The organism is Enterobacter sp. DNB-S2, assembly GCF_019443845.1.
GTDB classification, from domain to species: Bacteria; Pseudomonadota; Gammaproteobacteria; order Enterobacterales; family Enterobacteriaceae; genus Enterobacter; species Enterobacter asburiae_B.
The window spans coordinates 2,865,160-2,879,076 of sequence record NZ_CP050520.1; the positions used below are offsets into that span (position 1 = coordinate 2,865,160).

Annotated in this window: 14 protein-coding genes; 5 read left to right on the forward strand and 9 right to left on the reverse strand. The window is 57.7% G+C overall.

Features of this window, described 5'->3' with window-relative positions; translation table 11 throughout:
- The first annotated feature begins 1 nt into the window (after position 1).
- Positions 2–988 (forward strand): SDR family oxidoreductase, encoded by a 987-nt coding sequence (locus HB664_RS13650; RefSeq protein ID WP_219939621.1) that lies wholly within the window; start codon positions 2–4, stop codon positions 986–988.
- Here HB664_RS13650 and HB664_RS13655 read toward each other — a convergent pair whose 3' ends face one another.
- The 8 genes from HB664_RS13655 to HB664_RS13690 all read right to left on the reverse strand — a co-directional run bounded on the left by HB664_RS13655 (position 989) and on the right by HB664_RS13690 (position 7,526).
- Positions 989–2,614: an alpha-amylase family protein gene (locus HB664_RS13655; protein ID WP_219939622.1), complete on the reverse strand. Its 1,626-nt coding sequence runs from the start codon at positions 2,612–2,614 to the stop codon at positions 989–991. It lies immediately after the preceding gene.
- An 8-nt stretch (positions 2,615–2,622) separates the two neighbouring features.
- Entirely contained in the window at positions 2,623–3,633 is a 1,011-nt protein-coding gene (gene cydB, locus HB664_RS13660) for a cytochrome d ubiquinol oxidase subunit II (RefSeq protein ID WP_033145499.1), read from the reverse strand.
- Complete coding sequence (locus tag HB664_RS13665) at positions 3,633–5,036, reverse strand: cytochrome ubiquinol oxidase subunit I (protein WP_033145500.1); 1,404 nt, start codon at positions 5,034–5,036, stop codon at positions 3,633–3,635. The genes cydB and HB664_RS13665 overlap by 1 nt, the downstream gene beginning before the upstream one ends.
- A gap of 68 nt (positions 5,037–5,104) precedes the next feature.
- Positions 5,105–5,977: a manganese catalase family protein gene (locus HB664_RS13670; RefSeq protein ID WP_008502274.1), complete on the reverse strand. Its 873-nt coding sequence runs from the start codon at positions 5,975–5,977 to the stop codon at positions 5,105–5,107.
- A gap of 15 nt (positions 5,978–5,992) precedes the next feature.
- Entirely contained in the window at positions 5,993–6,499 is a 507-nt protein-coding gene (locus HB664_RS13675; protein ID WP_014831871.1) for a ferritin-like domain-containing protein, read from the reverse strand.
- 25 nt (positions 6,500–6,524) lie between these two features.
- Positions 6,525–6,728, reverse strand: coding sequence for a hypothetical protein (locus tag HB664_RS13680; protein WP_008502273.1), 204 nt, complete (start codon positions 6,726–6,728; stop codon positions 6,525–6,527).
- 23 nt (positions 6,729–6,751) lie between these two features.
- A complete protein-coding gene (locus tag HB664_RS13685) occupies positions 6,752–7,246 on the reverse strand; it encodes a ferritin-like domain-containing protein (protein ID WP_008502272.1) in 495 nt (164 codons plus the stop codon).
- Positions 7,247–7,340: 94 nt separating this feature from the next.
- Complete coding sequence (locus HB664_RS13690) at positions 7,341–7,526, reverse strand: general stress protein (RefSeq protein WP_004150795.1); 186 nt, start codon at positions 7,524–7,526, stop codon at positions 7,341–7,343.
- 529 nt (positions 7,527–8,055) lie between these two features.
- On the opposite strand from HB664_RS13690, the gene HB664_RS13695 reads away from it, so the two are divergent.
- Together HB664_RS13695 and HB664_RS13700 are read left to right on the forward strand one after the other, a co-directional pair.
- Positions 8,056–9,399, forward strand: a complete 1,344-nt coding sequence (locus HB664_RS13695) for a VOC family protein (protein WP_219939623.1) — start codon at positions 8,056–8,058, stop codon at positions 9,397–9,399.
- A 43-nt stretch (positions 9,400–9,442) separates the two neighbouring features.
- Positions 9,443–10,948 (forward strand): carboxylesterase/lipase family protein, encoded by a 1,506-nt coding sequence (locus HB664_RS13700; protein WP_143347023.1) that lies wholly within the window; start codon positions 9,443–9,445, stop codon positions 10,946–10,948.
- On the opposite strand, the gene HB664_RS13705 is transcribed toward HB664_RS13700, so the two are convergent.
- The gene (locus HB664_RS13705; protein WP_045399210.1) at positions 10,935–11,777 is read right to left on the reverse strand and encodes a LysR family transcriptional regulator; all 843 of its coding nucleotides are present in this window, start codon (positions 11,775–11,777) and stop codon (positions 10,935–10,937) included. The two genes, HB664_RS13700 and HB664_RS13705, sit on opposite strands and share 14 nt — an antisense overlap.
- A gap of 115 nt (positions 11,778–11,892) precedes the next feature.
- Between HB664_RS13705 and HB664_RS13710 the strand changes: the two genes are divergently transcribed.
- Together HB664_RS13710 and HB664_RS13715 are read left to right on the forward strand one after the other, a co-directional pair.
- Positions 11,893–13,062, forward strand: coding sequence for a pyridoxal phosphate-dependent aminotransferase (locus HB664_RS13710; protein WP_219939624.1), 1,170 nt, complete (start codon positions 11,893–11,895; stop codon positions 13,060–13,062).
- Positions 13,063–13,072: 10 nt separating this feature from the next.
- Positions 13,073–13,846 carry a transporter substrate-binding domain-containing protein gene (locus HB664_RS13715; RefSeq protein ID WP_025756391.1) on the forward strand — a complete coding sequence of 258 codons (774 nt, stop codon included), beginning with the start codon at positions 13,073–13,075 and terminating at the stop codon, positions 13,844–13,846.
- Positions 13,847–13,917 lie beyond the last annotated feature (71 nt).

Here is a 13,917-nt window from a genome sequence, read left to right on the forward strand (position 1 = left end):
TATGGCTGTCATAGTGATTACCGGCGGGACGGCGGGCGTGGGAAAAGCCACGGCGCTGCACTTTGCAAAGGCGGGTTACGACGTGGGGCTCATCGCCCGCGATGAAGCCAGCCTGCACTCGACCCAGGAGGAGCTACGGCGCTTTGGCGTTAATGCCCACGCCGTGCAGGCGGACGTCGCCGACAGCCAGGCGGTGGTGGATGCCGCTAACGAAATTGAGTATCGCCTCGGCGCGATTGATGTCTGGGTGAACAACGCGATGGGGGCCGTGCTGGCACCGTTTCGAACCCTCACGCCGGAAGAGTTCCGCCGCGTGACTGAGGTGACCTACCTCGGCTACGTGAACGGCACTCGCGCCGCGCTCGAACTTATGGTTCCGCGCGACAGGGGGGTGATTATCCAGGTGGGCTCCGCGCTGGCCTACCGTTCCATTCCGCTGCAGTCAGCCTACTGCGGGGCAAAAGCGGCGATCCGTGGGTTCACCGATGCGGTGCGTACCGAGCTGATGCATGAGAACAGCCGGGTTCAGCTTTCGATGGTCCAGATGCCGGGGCTCAATACCCCGCAGTTCGAATGGGCGAGGAACAAGTTCGCCTGGGCGATGCGCCCGGTGCCGCCGGTCTTTGAGCCTGAGGTGGCCGCCAGCGCCATCTTCAGGGTGGCGCAAAAGCCGGTGCGCGAGCTGTGGGTTGGCAGCAGCACCATCCAGTCAATCGTCGGGCAATTTTTCTTCCCCGGTTTTCTTGACCGGCTGATGGTTAAAAAGGCGTGGGAAGGCCAGATGACCGACGATCTCAACGCGCCGGATCGCCGGGACTACCTCGACCAGCCGGTTAACGATCTGCATAAAATCCATGGGCGTTTTACTGACGAGGCGAAAACCCGCGCGCCGTCCGTCACCTCCGGCATGCCGGGGAAAGTGGCCCTTGGCGCCCTCGCGGTGGCGGGAATAGTGCTGACGCGTCTGATAACCCGCCGGAAACCGTAGTCAGCGCAGCGCGCTACGGTGCGTCCAGAACCAGCGATAGCCGTAGCCGCCAAGGCTGAGCTGAACGGTTTTACCGCAAATCAGCGCGTCATCGTAGCGCTTGTCCTCGAGACAGGCGGTCCAGGTGGCGTTGCGGATCCCTTTGGCGGTGAACTGTACCGGCTGGTCGCTGAAGTTAACGAAGGTAAGGATGCTGCGCTCGTCGGTCTCGTAATAAAGCCCCAGCACCGCGTCATCATCGATTGCGATCAGGCGAAAGGGCGCAACGGCAATTTCGGGGAACTCCGAGCGGGTAGTGGCAATATCGATGATCCGATGCAAAAGCGAGTTGTGGTGAAGCAGCGAATCGGCGACGTTGACTTTCTGATAGCGGTAAGGGCCATGGTCGATAATCGGCGCGATAAATTTTTCCGGGTCGGCTGCAGAGAAACCGCCTCCTTGCGAACCTGCCCACTGCATCGGCGTGCGGACGGCGTAGCGCTCCTCCAGATCCAGGTCGTCACCCATGCCGATCTCGTCGCCGTAGCGCATCACCGGGACACCCGGCAGGGAAAACAGCACCGCGTGGCAGAACGCCAGCCGCTTCCGATCGCCGTTGAGCATCGGGGCCAGGCGGCGGCGGATCCCGCGCTGATAGACGTTCATCTCCTCATCAGGGGCGAAGGTATCGAGGACAAACTGTTTGTCTTTCTGACTGATGCCTTCCAGATCCAGCTCGTCGTGATTGCGCAGCCAGTTGGCAAAACAGCAGGAGTCAGGCGGGACGATCATCTTTTTCACCGCATTGCGCAGCGGGCGGGCGCTTTTGCGGGCCAGGCTGACGTAGAAATACTTGTTGAGCCAGAAATTGAGCACCAGATTCAGACGGTCGTTATTGCCGAAGTAGTCTTTATAGGCCTCAACGTCTACGTCAACTTCGCCCAGCAGGATCGCGTTCGGATTGCGCTCTTCGATAAGACGCCGCATATGTTCGAGGATCCACAGGCCCTTTTTTTCATCACCATTTCCTGCCTGGGTGGTGAGGTGGGACGCGGCATCGAGGCGAAATCCCGATACGCCAAGCTTGAGCCAGAAGAGGATGATGTTCTCAATCTCTTTAAGCACCGCGGGCGAGGTGAGGTTCAGATCCGGCTCGTGGCGATAAAACATGTGCCGGTAGTATTGTCCCGCCTCGTCGTCCCAGCTCCAGATGCTCTTTTCCACGCCGGGAAACATGGGGGGCGTATCGTCCTCGTCGTTATCCGACCAGAGGTAGTAATCACGATAGGGTGACGCCGGGTTGCGGCGGGCCTGCTGGAACCAGGGATGCGCGTCCGACGTGTGCTGGATCAGCAGCTCGATAATGACCTGCATGCCCAGCTCGCGGGCCTGCTCGATAAAGGCGATGATATCGGCCAGCTTTCCGAAGCGGGGATCCACCTGGAGGTGGTCGCTGACGTCGTAGCCTTCATCGAGAAAGGGCGTGAGGTAAAACGGGGTGATCCAGATGACCGTCGCCCCCATGCGGCGTATATAGCGCAGCTTGGCCGCGATCCCGGCGATGTCCCCGCAGCCATCGCCGTTCAAATCATAAAATAGCGCGGTATCAATCTGATAAATAATGGCTCGTGTATGCCAGTCGGTCATAGCGTTCCTCAGTGATAGCCTTCAGTATCCGACACTTTGCCCCGGAAGACGTAGTAGCTCCAGGCGGTGTACACCAGGATCACCGGAATAATCAGCAACGTGCCTACCAGCATAAACAGCTGGCTGGCAGGCGGGGCCGCGGCTTCCCACAGGGTGATGCGCGGCGGAATAATGTTCGGCCAGAGGCTGATGCCGAGCCCGCTAAACCCGAGGAAAATAAGCCCCAGCGTCAGCAGGAAGGGGCGAGCGTGGCTGGCCGGGTTGCGGGTCAGGCGCCAGATCAGCACGCTGAAAAGCGCAACCAGCAGAGGCACCGGCAGGAACCAGAAGAAGTTGGGCAGGGTAAACCAGCGGTCGGCTACGTACTGCCAGCCGAGCGGCGTCCAGATGCTCACTACCGCAATCACCACGACCAGCGCCAGCAGCACGTGGCGGGTCAGCTCGCGCATGCGGGCCTGCAGCGCGCCTTCGCTTTTCATGATGAGCCAGGTGGTGCCCAGCAGCGTGTAGGCCACAACCAGCCCGATGCCGCAGAAGAGGTTAAAGGGGGTGAGCCAGTCAAGCGCGGAGCCGACGAAACGCCGCCCCTCAACGTCGAAGCCGTTAATCACGGCGCCCACCACCACGCCCTGGCTGAAGGTGGCGAGCAGAGAGCCGCCGGCAAAGGAGTAGTCCCAGAATTTGCGGTGCGACGGCGTGGCTTTGAAGCGGAACTCAAAGGCGACGCCGCGGAAGATGAGGCCGATAAGCATCGCGGTGAGAGGAATGGTGAGCGCATCAATAATGACCGCATAGGCCAGCGGAAACGCGCCGAACAGGCCCGCGCCGCCGAGCACCAGCCAGGTCTCGTTGCCGTCCCAGACCGGCGCCACGCTGTTGACCATCACATCGCGCTCCTTCGCATCGCCCACGAAGTTAAACAGCAGGCCGATGCCCAAATCAAAGCCATCCATGATGATGTACATCAGCGTGGCAAAGACGATGATGGCAAACCAGATAACTGAGATATCGACGCCCATCAGTTTCTCTCCTGTTCAGGAACAGACTCAGCGGCAGACAGCGGACGGGCGGGTGTGCCCGAGGTGTTTGACGTCAGCGTATCGACAGGCTGCGGTCCTTTCTTAATCAGCCGGATGAGGTAAACATAGCCCACCCCAAACACCGACGAGTAGACGACGAAGAACGCCAGCAGGCTGATGCTCATCTGCAGGGTGCTGTGCAGCGATACCGCGTCGATGGTGCGCAGATAGCCGTAGACCACCCACGGCTGACGGCCCACCTCGGTGGTGACCCAGCCGGCGAGCAGCGCCAGCAGCCCGGCAGGCCCCATGCAGAGGGCAAACCAGTGGAACGGGCGAGAGTGGAAAAGTCGATGACGATAGCGCAGCCAGACGCTAATCAGCCCGAGGGTAATCATCAGCAGCCCCATCCCCACCATGACGCGGAACGACCAGAAGACGATGGTCGAATTAGGGCGATCTTCTTTCGGAAAATCCTTCAGCGCCGGGACCTGCTTATCCAGACTGTGGGTCAGGATAAGGCTGCCAAGCGCGGGGATCTCCAGACCGTATTTGGTGCGCTCCTCCTCCATATCCGGCAGGCCAAACAGCAGCAGCGGGGTGGCCTCGCCCGGCGGATTTTCCCAGTGTCCCTCAATGGCGGCAATTTTGGCCGGCTGATGCTCTAGCGTGTTCAGGCCGTGCATATCGCCCACGACCGCCTGGATGGGAGCGACCAGCAGCGCCATCCACATCGCCATGGAAAACATGGTGCGGACGGCGGGGGTATCGTTACCGCGCAGCAGGTGCCATGCGCCCGACGCGCCGACAAACAGCGCGCTGCTCAGAAACGCGGCGATAGCCATATGAATCAGGCGGTAAGGGAAGGAGGGATTAAAGACGATCGCCAGCCAGTCCTGCGGAATAACCTGTCCGTTCTCGATAGTGAAGCCCTGCGGCGTATGCATCCAGCTGTTGGACGCGAGGATCCAGAAGGTCGACATCAGCGTGCCGAGCGCCACCATGCAGGTTGAAAAGAAGTGCAGGCCCGGGCCGACCTTATTCCAGCCGAACATCATGACGCCAAGGAAACCGGCTTCAAGGAAGAAGGCGGTTAAGACTTCATAGGTCAGAAGAGGGCCGGTAATACTGCCCGCGAACTGTGAGAACCCGCTCCAGTTGGTGCCAAACTGGTACGCCATGACCAGGCCGGAAACGACACCCATCCCGAAGTTAACGGCAAATATCTTGAGCCAGAAATGGTACAACGATCGCCAGACGTCGTTTTTTGTACGCAGCCACATGCCCTCCAGCACCACCAGATAGCTGGCGAGGCCGATGGTGATCGCAGGAAAAAGGATATGAAACGAGACGGTAAAAGCGAACTGAATTCTGGCCAGATGGAACGCGTCGAGTTCGAACATGGTCCGTACCTCTGAAACGATGGGGCACGAGAATTGCCGGGCAGTTTATGGCTGCCCGGCAAAACCGATTACGGTTTAGTCTTACCGGCACCCAGCTCGGCACCGGTCAGCGGGTCAGAATGTGGATCGGACTTCGTGCGGGCAGACATCGCCTTGACCAGGGTTGCCTGTTCGGTCGTGAGCGTGACGCTTGCGCTGCCATCGCCGCCGTCAACCGCAGGCTGGGGGGACTCAACGTAATCGAAATGTTTATCGCTGTTCCAGCTTCCGCGAACCTCTCCACCTTCAGACATATTGTAGTACTTGTTGGTGAATTCCTCGATTGGCGGCAATTTTCCCGGTGGGAAATTATTACGGATGGACTGCAGCGCCTTCTCAAAGGAGAGCTGGTGCGCCGCCTCGCGCGTCATCAGAAACGCCAGGGCATCCTTTACGCCGGGATCGTCGGTCACGTTGATCAGCCGTTCATAGATGATTTTCGCTCTGGCCTCTGCTGCCACGTTTGAGCGCAGGTCCGCCGTCGGTTCGCCGATGGTGTCGACGTAGGCCGCCGTCCAGGGCACGCCCGCCGAGTTAGTGAGCGGGGTGCCGCCACCGTAGAGCAGGGAGGTGATGTGGCTGTCATTGCCGTTTTCGGTCATGGAGCGATACAGCTCGGCCTCGTTTTCCACCCCTTCCGCCAGCGCGCCTTTGGCACCTTTATTCAGCATGCCGACCAGGGTACCGATGATTTCGAGGTGGCTTAGCTCCTCGGTCGCGATATCCATCAGCATATCTTTACGGCCCGGATCGTCATCGCTCAATCCTTGCGTAAAGTACCGGCAGGCGGCAGCCAGTTCGCCCTGAGGCCCACCGAACTGTTCCAGTAAAAGGTTGGCGAGGCCTGGGTTCGGTTCGGCAACGCGAACCGTGTATTGCAGCTGTTTGACGTGTCGGAACATGGCGATTCTCCCTGATTATTTTTTTGCTTCGACGCCCGATGCGTCTGAACGCAGCAGGAACTGTTCCGTGGTCTGCGGAATATGGCGAATCAGCCAGTCGGCCATTTCGCGTTCTTCCGCCAGAATCGTCTCGATGGCAGGTACCGAGGCCGTGTCGCCTGCTTTCTTCGCCGCCGCGAGCAGGGAGGTATAACAGGCTATTTCAAACTGTTCGAAAACATAGCCGCTGATCGAACCCTTCACGATCTCATCAGACGGGAACATGCCGCCGATGGACTGGCCGAGCGCCGCCATTTTGCTCATCGAATCTTTTAAAACCGAACGAGAAATATCATTACGGTCGAGGATTTCTTCCAGCAATGTAATTTGCCGTTTTGTCTCATTAATATGCTGCTCAATTCGGGCGCGAACATCAGGATAATTATCGATACGGCTGGCCATGGATTCCAGCATAGATTCGGCTTGCTTTTCCATCGCATGGGCATCGCGTAGCCAGTCATGGTAGTGTTCTACGTGATTCATCATTGTATCCTCATTAGGGGTTCGCTTATTTGGTCTCACTTTCAGCAGCCTGATCGGCACGCGCGGCACTGTAGCCAGATAAATGGCCGACAATATTGGCGTAAATGCTGATGATAATGACCCATAGCACGCTGTTCTTCCACCATATTACGGAAGGGATGGCGAGAATGAACCATATTATGGCTGCCGCTAAATGGCACCGTTTAATTGTCCTGGGACTGATGCTCATTTTATTTAACCTGTATTATTGCGTCATTTCTGCGCTTTTTGGTTAATATTTCCTACGGCCAGGTCGGTGAGTTTAAGGTCGGTCTCTTTTTCTTCTTCCAGCGTTTCGGCAAGAAGCTTAACGGCTTTTTTATAGCCCAGTTGTTCAGCTAGTGTTGCAAGGGTACCGTAGCTGGCAATTTCGTAATGTTCGACTTTTTGCGCGGCGGCAATAAGTGCGGCATCACGTACTTCATTTTTTTCCGTGCTTTCGATGACTTCGTTGGCTTCTTCAATTAAGCCTTCCATCGCCACGCACTTCATGCGCTTAAGCTTGATACCGTCTTCCTGCTCGACGATCTGGTCGATACGTTCGATCTGACCCTGTGTCTCTTCCAGGTGTGCTGTAAAGGCGGCGCTCAGCTTCTCGCTGGAGGCGGCGCGGGCAAGTTTGCTTAACGCACGGGTAAGCTGCTTTTCTGCGCTGTAGGTATCCGAAAGAAGATGAATAAAGACATCCTCGACGCTTTTCATATTCATAATAATTACGCTCCGGTAAAATAAGGAAAGGGTACTGCGAGCTTTTCAGCCCGCAGCATGCTCTCTGGTTTTATTAAAAGAGTATTAAATAAGATCAGGAGTTATCAGATTTACGGCCTCCGCCGTGACTGTTCTGTCCTCCTTTCTTACCCGCTTCAGAAGCGCGTTGCGGATCGTTTTTAAAGTTCCCACCGCTATGCTGGCCACCTTTACGTCCAGCTTCTGATGCTTTTTCACGGTCTTCAGCGAAATTACCGGAACCACCACGATGCTCTGCCATATTAAACCTCATAGTCATATATTGGTTATGTCAGTACGATACGAAAATATTCCGTATCACTCGTCGTTCGAGTAATAACTCTAGTCGCTGTGCGTCATCCGTCAAATGCGTTTTGCTATTTGCGGTTGCGTTATTTTTAAATATTTGTAAATTTGCGCTTCGCTTAAAAAGGAAATATGGATAGACAGGAATGACTTGTAAACAACCATTCAGATTAATCCTAACTTCGAGCTAAAAATTTGAAAGGTGAGGATAAAAATAATGGCGTACTCGAAATGGTTAATTTGCATTCAGAAGAGAGCCCAAAAATACTCCTTTATAGATAGAAAGCGGAACCCTAAATAATTATAAGGAAAATCCTGGATAAAAGCGTTCAGGCTGAAAGGGCGGTTCCGTTCGGCGCTGTTCAGGGGCCTGATAGCACACGGTTTGACCACTGTCGTCTTAAGATCACAATTCAGAAATTCTTCCCCCCGGAAGGAACGGGTTTCTCTACACTCCAGGTAATATTCACTGGAGGCATGACATCATGGCGAACACCATCACGGCTGATGACATTCGGGAACACTTTTCGCAGGCTATGTCGGCGATGTACCAGCAGGAAGTTCCGCAGTACGGCACCTTGCTTGAACTGGTTGCGGACGTAAACCTGGCGGTTCTGGAAAATAATCCACTATTACATGAACAACTGGCTAACGCCGATGAGCTTGCACGCCTGAACGTGGAGCGTCACGGGGCGATCCGCGTCGGCACGGCACAGGAACTTTCAACCCTGCGCCGTATGTTTGCCATTATGGGTATGTACCCGGTCAGCTATTACGATCTCTCTCAGGCGGGGGTGCCCGTCCACTCAACGGCGTTTCGTCCGATAGAGGATGCGGCGCTGTGCCGGAATCCGTTTCGTATCTTTACCTCGCTGCTGCGTCTTGAGCTGATTGAAAACGTCGCGCTGCGCGAGCGGGCCGCGGAGATCCTGTCTCACCGCAACATCTTCACCCCGCGCTGCCTGGAACTGATCGACCTCCACGAGTCGGAAGGGCAGTTTACTGACGCACAGGCGCACGAATTTGTGCAGGAAGCGTTAGAAACCTTCCGCTGGCACCGCCATGCGACGGTCGATCAGGAAACCTATCTGGCGCTGCACAACGAGCACCGTCTGATTGCCGACGTGGTCTGCTTCCCGGGCTGCCACATTAACCACCTCACGCCGCGCACGCTGGACATTGACCGGGTGCAGGAGCTGATGCCGAAGTACGGTATCGAGCCAAAAATTCTGATCGAAGGGCCGCCGCGTCGCGAGGTGCCCGTCTTATTGCGTCAAACCAGCTTCAAGGCGCTGGAAGAGCCGGTGCTGTTTGCCGGTGAACATAAAGGCACCCACACCGCGCGCTTCGGTGAGATTGAACAGCGCGGCGTGGCGCTGACCCCGAAAGGCCGTGAACTGTACGATAGCCTCCTCGCCCAGGCCGGTACCGGTAAAGATAACCTTACCCATCAGCTGCATCTGCGGGAGATTTTTAGCGCCTTCCCGGACAGCGAAATGCTCATGCGCCGTCAGGAGCTGGCTTATTTCCGCTACCGCCTGACGCCAGCCGGGGATGCGCATCGTCATGCGTTTCGTCCCGGAGACGATCCGCAGCCGCTGATCGAGCGCGGATGGGTGGTTGCCCAGCCGATCACCTACGAAGATTTCCTCCCGGTCAGCGCCGCGGGGATTTTCCAGTCCAACCTCGGGAACGAAACCCAGGCCCGCAGCCACGGTAACGCCAGCCGCGATGCGTTTGAAGACGCGCTGGGATGCCCGGTGTATGACGAGTTTACGCTCTACCAGGAGGCTGAAACGCGCAGTAAACAGCGTTGCGGTTTGCTCTGAAATCGTTACTCTGCTGGGGTGTGATGGAAAAATTAAGGTCGTTATGCAAAATCCTTCCGCCCCTGTGGTTGAAACGCGCCAGGGCGCACTGTCTGGTTTAACCGATGAAAACGTCCACGTCTGGTGCGGTATTCCCTACGCCGCGCCGCCCGTGGGGGAGTGGCGCTGGCGCTCGCCCCGGCCGCCTGAACGCTGGGATGGGCTGCGCGAGGCCACGGCCTTCTCGCCCTCAAGCTGGCAAAGCAGCGAGTACTGCCAGGAGCTCGGCGGCGGCGATCCGGGCCAGTTTTCCGAAGATTGCCTCTACCTTAACGTCTGGTCTCCCGCAGAGCGGGCCGAGCCGCTTCCGGTTATGGTCTGGCTGCACGGAGGCGGGTTTACGATTGGTGCCGGAGGCCTGCCGCCGTATAACGGCAAAGCGCTGGCCATGCGTGGCGCGGTTGTGGTCACGATCAACTACCGTCTCGGCCATCTTGGCTTTTTCGCCCATCCCGCGCTGGAAGGCGAGGAAGGGCGCGTAGTGCATAATTTTGCCCTGCTGGATCAGATCGCCGCGCTCGAATGGGTGCGGGATAACATCGCCGGGTTTGGCGGCGATCCCGCTAATGTGACCCTGTTTGGCGAATCCGCTGGCGCGCGCAGCGTGCTCTCGCTGCTGGCCTCTCCGCTGGCAGCAGGATTATTCCACAAGGCGATTGTGCAAAGCGGATACACCTTACCGGACACGCCGCGCGAGCAGGCGCTGCAAAAAGGGGAAGCGCTGGCCGCCCATTTCGGGCTGGAAAATGCGACCGCCGGGCAGCTGCGCGCCATTCCGCCCGAGGCGTTCTGGCCGCTCACCGCGCCGCTGAACGTCGCTCCGGCGCCTATCGCAGGAGACTGTGTTCTGCCGGAAGCCATGCTTGACGTCTTTTTCGCCGCGCGTCAGCATCCGGTGCCGGTGATGATTGGCTCCAACAGCGATGAAGCCAGCGTGATGGCGGTGTTTGGCATCGATCTCGCCGGACAAATTCAGAAGCTTCGCAGGGAGCGCCGCTTCGGGCTGGGGCTGATTAAGCTGCTCTACCCGGGCGTGAAGGGCGATGAAGAGCTGGGCAGGCAGGTGTGTCGCGACATGGCGTTTACCACGATGGGCTACGTGGTGATGCAGGCCCAGCAGCGCGTCGGCGGATTGTGCTGGCGTTACTGGTTTGACTATGTCGCAGAGGCGGAACATGCCACGTACATCAACGGTGCCTGGCACGGCAACGAAGTTCCCTACGTCTTCGATACGCTCGGTCAGGTGGAGCCTTCACGTCAGTACGTCAATGAGCGAGATCTGCAGTTTGCTGCCCAGGTGGCGGATTACTGGGTGAGCTTTGCGCGTGACGCGGGTCGTCGCGACATCCTGCCCGGGCCGACGCACTGGCCCGCGTGCCGTAAAGGGCGGGACGTTCTGTTACGCATTGGCGTGAATAAACATGCAGCTTTCAGGCTTGAAAACCGCTTTATGCGCGCCCGCATGAGCCTCTTCAAACGGGTGATGAAGCACCACGTCAGCCTCGATTAAGCAAACAGGCGCGAAACGCCGCCAGTCCATTTTCCTCGTCTGGCGTTTCGCGCAGCACCAGCCGGTAGCTTGCGCCGGTTTTTATGCTTGTCTCATAGGGCCGTACCAGCCTTCCCGCGTGAATATCTTCTGCCACCAGCGTTTCGTCGGCGATGGCGACGCCGAGCCCCTGAATGGCGGCCGTAATGGCGAGATCCATCGTATCGAAGTGTTGATTTTTATGCATGGCAAAGCCCGGACCTTCCTGTTTCGTCAGCCACAGCGACCAGTCTGTCTTGTCCCTTGTCGGGTGCAGAAACGTCAGCGAACCCAGCGCAGCACCCGCCCGCACCGGGCTTATCACCGGGGTGAGCGCCTCTTCGAACAGCAGATCGCCTGCGCTCATGTGCGTGCCGAACACGATGGCCGCGTCGTAAGATTCGGTTTTGAAATTGACGTTGTGATCGGTGGTGGTGGTCAGCGCGATCTGCAGATCCGGATGCTCGCGCTCCACCTCCAGCAGGCGCGGCACCAGCCAGCGCATGGCGCAGGTGGGGGCCTTCAGCCGGATCACGGTGTGCTGGCTGCGGGCCTGGTCGGCCACGGACAGCAGCTGCTCGAAAGCGGACTGCAGCTCCGGAAGCAGGGCGCTACCCTGCGGTGAGAGGCGCAGCCCGCGCGCGTGGCGTTCAAAAAGCGGAAAGCCAAACCACGCCTCAAGGGAGGCAATCTTACGGCTCACGGCCCCCTGCGTCAGACACAGTTCCGCCGCGGCATGGGTAAGATTGAGGTGACGCGCGGTGACTAAAAATGCGTCGATGGCATTAAGGGGGAGCGAACGGCGTGACATAGAAAACACCTCAGCTATGCATTTTTCTCATGGCTATTATGACAACAATTCGATTGTCCCGACAGCACAGATGTTGTTTGAATAGTTATGCAATGTCCATGAGAAGGGAAAGAGGATGACTTTACGAACGCCTGTGCAAACGCGATCCAAACTGCCGGATGTGGGAACCACCATTTTTACCGTTATCGGCCAGCTCTCGGCGCAGCATAACGCGATTAACCTTTCTCAGGGCGCACCGAATTTTTCCTGCGACCCGAAGCTGATTGCGGGCGTCACCCGCGCAATGGAGGCGGGGCATAACCAGTACGCGTCGATGACCGGTCTGCAGCCGCTCAGAGAACGTATTGCCGATAAAATTGCCACGCTCTACGGCACGCAGTACGACCCTGCCAGCGAGGTGCTGGTGACCGCCAGCGCCAGCGAAGGGCTCTATTCGGCGATTAGCGGGCTGGTGCATCCGGGCGATGAGGTGATCTACTTTGAGCCGTCCTTTGACAGCTACGCGCCGATTGTCCGTCTGCAGGGGGCTACCCCGATTGCCATCAAGCTCACCGTGCCGGATTTTGCCGTCAACTGGGATGAGGTTCGCGCTGCGATCACCCCGCGCACGCGCATGATCATCATCAACACGCCGCACAACCCGAGCGGTCAAGTCTTCTCCGCCAGTGACCTGCAGCAGCTGGCGGCGCTGACGCGCAATACCGACATCATTATTTTGTCTGACGAAGTGTACGAACACGTCGTTTTTGACGGCGAGCCGCACCACGGGATGGCCACGCACCCGCAGCTGGCGGAGCGCAGCGTGATTATTTCCTCTTTCGGAAAAACCTATCACGTCACCGGGTGGCGCGTGGGTTACTGTGTTGCACCGGCGGTACTGATGGACGAGATTTGTAAAGTGCATCAATTTTTAATGTTTTCTGCCGATACGCCAATGCAGCACGCGTTTGCTGAGCATATGGTCGACCCGCAAACCTGGCTGTCGCTGTCGGCGTTTTACCAGCGCAAGCGCGATCTGCTGCACAGCCTGCTGGCCGATTCGCCGTTTACGCTGCTGCCGAGCGCCGGATCGTTCTTCATGCTGGCGGACTACAGCCAGTTCAGCGAAGAGCGCGACAGCGAGCTGGTGAAACGGCTGATCGTTGAGTACGGCGTTGCCACCATTCCGCTGTCGGCGTTTTATGCGGACGGTACGGATAATAAATTGATTCGTCTCTCTTTTGCGAAAGATGAGGCGACGTTACGGGCAGGTGCCCAGGCCCTGTGTCGGGTTAAACCACGCTGAGGAGTTGTAGATGAAATTACGCGCGTTAGTTGTCGGCATGGGATTGCTGTGTACTTTTTCTTCCTTCGCGGCCACCGAGCTGCGTTACGGTCTGGAAGCGGAATATCCGCCGTTTGAGAGCCGCAATGCGGCGGGCGAACTGGAAGGGTTTGACGTTGAGCTGGGGAATGCCATCTGCAAAGCGGCAGCGCTGAAGTGCAGCTGGGTTGAAACCTCCTTTGATGCGCTGATCCCGGGGCTGGTGGCGAAGAAATTTGACGCCATCAACTCGGCGATGAACATCACCGAGCAGCGCCGCAAGAGCATTGATTTTACCCAACCGATCTACCGTATTCCGTCGCAGCTGGTCGGCAAGGCAGGTACGGCGGTTGAGGCAACCCCAGAAGGGCTGAAGGGGAAAACCATCGGCGTGCTGCAGGGATCCATCCAGGAAACCTATGCCAAAGAGCACTGGGAAAAGCAGGGTGTCACCGTGGTGTCTTATAAAGATCAGAATATGGCCTGGGGCGATCTGCTGAATGGCCGTATCGACGCCTCGCTGGTCATGTCCGCGGCCGGGCAGGCAGGTTTCCTCAGCAAGCCGCAGGGGAAAGGGTTTGGCTTCATCGGCAAACCGGTGTCTGACGACACTATCCTCGGCAGTGGGATCGGTTTTGGGTTGCGTAAGGGCGACGAGGCCACCAAAAAGCAGCTTGATGCCGCGATTGATAAAGTACGTGCCGACGGCACGATCGCTAAACTCGCTGATAAGTACTTCCCGGGTATCGATGTCAGCGTAAAATAACCGCCTCATTAGCCCCGGCGAACGATGTCGCGCCGGGGCATTTTTAATACACTTCATCCTTCAAGCTGCCT

Bases quoted from the DNA above. Each gene is read 5' to 3' on its own strand.
- HB664_RS13650 (WP_219939621.1), top strand. From the start codon at position 2: ATGGCTGTCATAGTGATTACCGGCGGGACGGCGGGCGTGGGAAAAGCC.
- HB664_RS13655 (WP_219939622.1), bottom strand. From the start codon at position 2,614: ATGACCGACTGGCATACACGAGCCATTATTTATCAGATTGATACCGCG.
- cydB (WP_033145499.1), bottom strand. From the start codon at position 3,633: ATGGGCGTCGATATCTCAGTTATCTGGTTTGCCATCATCGTCTTTGCC.
- HB664_RS13665 (WP_033145500.1), bottom strand. From the start codon at position 5,036: ATGTTCGAACTCGACGCGTTCCATCTGGCCAGAATTCAGTTCGCTTTT.
- HB664_RS13670 (WP_008502274.1), bottom strand. From the start codon at position 5,977: ATGTTCCGACACGTCAAACAGCTGCAATACACGGTTCGCGTTGCCGAA.
- HB664_RS13675 (WP_014831871.1), bottom strand. From the start codon at position 6,499: ATGAATCACGTAGAACACTACCATGACTGGCTACGCGATGCCCATGCG.
- HB664_RS13680 (WP_008502273.1), bottom strand. From the start codon at position 6,728: ATGAGCATCAGTCCCAGGACAATTAAACGGTGCCATTTAGCGGCAGCC.
- HB664_RS13685 (WP_008502272.1), bottom strand. From the start codon at position 7,246: ATGAATATGAAAAGCGTCGAGGATGTCTTTATTCATCTTCTTTCGGAT.
- HB664_RS13690 (WP_004150795.1), bottom strand. From the start codon at position 7,526: ATGGCAGAGCATCGTGGTGGTTCCGGTAATTTCGCTGAAGACCGTGAA.
- HB664_RS13695 (WP_219939623.1), top strand. From the start codon at position 8,056: ATGGCGAACACCATCACGGCTGATGACATTCGGGAACACTTTTCGCAG.
- HB664_RS13700 (WP_143347023.1), top strand. From the start codon at position 9,443: ATGCAAAATCCTTCCGCCCCTGTGGTTGAAACGCGCCAGGGCGCACTG.
- HB664_RS13705 (WP_045399210.1), bottom strand. From the start codon at position 11,777: ATGTCACGCCGTTCGCTCCCCCTTAATGCCATCGACGCATTTTTAGTC.
- HB664_RS13710 (WP_219939624.1), top strand. From the start codon at position 11,893: ATGACTTTACGAACGCCTGTGCAAACGCGATCCAAACTGCCGGATGTG.
- HB664_RS13715 (WP_025756391.1), top strand. From the start codon at position 13,073: ATGAAATTACGCGCGTTAGTTGTCGGCATGGGATTGCTGTGTACTTTT.